2 protein-coding genes are annotated in these 1,718 nt (G+C 64.5%); both read right to left on the reverse strand.

The window, feature by feature from the left end:
* Positions 1 to 31 precede the first annotated feature (31 nt).
* The gene (locus HMPREF0372_RS10350; RefSeq protein ID WP_007491949.1) at positions 32 to 802 is read right to left on the reverse strand and encodes a polysaccharide deacetylase family protein; all 771 of its coding nucleotides are present in this window, start codon (positions 800 to 802) and stop codon (positions 32 to 34) included.
* Positions 803 to 877: 75 nt separating this feature from the next.
* On the reverse strand, positions 878 to 1,555 hold the full coding sequence (locus HMPREF0372_RS10355; protein ID WP_007491950.1) for a DUF2461 domain-containing protein: 678 nt from the start codon (positions 1,553 to 1,555) through the stop codon (positions 878 to 880).
* Positions 1,556 to 1,718: the final 163 nt, after the last annotated feature.

Consider the following 1,718-nt stretch of genomic DNA (forward strand, 5'->3'; position numbering starts at 1 on the left):
CCGGGGACGGCAGCGCCGTCCCCGGGCCGATTTATGGGTATGCGTTCCAGTACATCTCTCCGGCCTCCAGGGGAAGGCCCCGGGCGGCAAAGAGCTCGTCCACCGTGCAGAACAGGTAGCCCTGCTGGTGGAGCTGGTCTACAATCTGGAGGGCGGCGTCCACCGACTCGGGGAAGATGTCGTGCATCAGGATGATTCCGCCGTCCCTGGCCCCGGCCACCACCTCCCGCACCACCCGGTCGGTGTTCTGATCCCGCCAGTCCTCCGGGTCGATGGACCACAGGATGATGGGGCAGCCCGCCCAGGCCTTTACACTCTCGTCCAGCATGCCGTAGGGGGGACGGAGCAGGAAGTCGTTGTGGCCCAGGGTGGACTTGAGCAGGGCCCGGGTGGTCTCCACCTGGGCGTCGAAGTCGGTCCGGCTCAGATCGGTGAGCTTGACGTGGTCGAAGGTGTGGATGCCCACCTGGTGCCCCTCCTCGTCCATCCGGCGCACCACGTCCCCGTTGTTCTCTATCTGGGCTCCGATGAGGAAAAAGGTGGCCTTCACCCCGCGCTCCGAGAGACCGTCCAGCAGGCGGGTGGTGGTGGAGCGGCGGGGGCCGTCGTCAAAGGTGAGGGCGATCAGCTTCTGTCCCGCTGGAACCGTGGGGCAAGGCTCCCCCTCTCCGGCCTCCAGCACTGCATCGGCCTCCGCCGCCGGCCCCGGCGCGGCCGGGAGCATCCACCCGGCCAGCGCAAAAAGCAGCAGCAGCGCGGGGACAAATGCCCGCGCCCGCCGCCGCCAGGAAGTTCGCTCCATCCCGCCCGCCGCCTTTCCAAAATCCTTTGGCCTTAGTATGCGCTGCTGGCGGGATTGCTTGCGATGTAAATTCTGTTATTGTGCCCGGGGATCGGGGTCACCGCTGAGGGAGAGCATGTATTCATAGTAGGGGAGCAGGAACTCGTACCCCTCCAGCAGGAGATCCACCAGATCGTGGGACCAGAGCGGCTCCCCGTGGGGGGCGTCGTGGGAGAGGGCGAAGCTCTTTTTGCTGTACCAGGGGGTGAGCAGCCGGGAGGGGGCGGCCTTGGGGCGCTTGTAGTCCTCCCCCTCCAGCACAAATACGTCCTGCTTCTGGAAGCGGCGGGCCAGCTTTTCCATGGCCTTGGGCTCCCGGTCCATGCGGGCGCGGAACTTGGCCATGGTGACGGCCGGAGCCTGCCAGAAGCCCATGCCGTAGGAGTAGCCCTCCGGGCCCAGCTCGAACCAGAACACCGGCTCGGCGCAGCCCTCCTCGTGGGGGCGGGTCAGGCTCAGCCACAGATGGTCCTTGTAGGGGCCGCGGCCGAAGAGCCGCCGGGCGTCCCGGTAGATGCGGGACACCTTGCAGATGAGGTCCAGGTCGGGATGGCGGTCGGTAAAGGCCCCGTACACCTCGTCGGCCAGCGCCTTCATGGGCCGCTGAAAGGTGGTCAGGTACTCCTCCTTGTGGGCCTCGAACCAGCCCTTTTCGTTGTTGAACCGGATGCCCCACATGAAGTCCACGGTGGCGCCGGAAAAGCCTTGAAACATAAAGAACCTTCTTTCTCTCTATAAGAGCGGAGGCCCTTTGGGCCTCCGCTCAGCCTGTCGAAAAGGTCTTTTCGACAGGCTGCCGAACTTTTTGAAACTTTGGAAAAGTTCCAAAAAGTTGTTTGATCCAACGTGAAAGGGAACCCTGACGGTTCCCTTTCAC

Source organism: Flavonifractor plautii ATCC 29863, assembly GCF_000239295.1.
GTDB lineage: Bacteria > Bacillota > Clostridia > Oscillospirales > Oscillospiraceae > Flavonifractor > Flavonifractor plautii.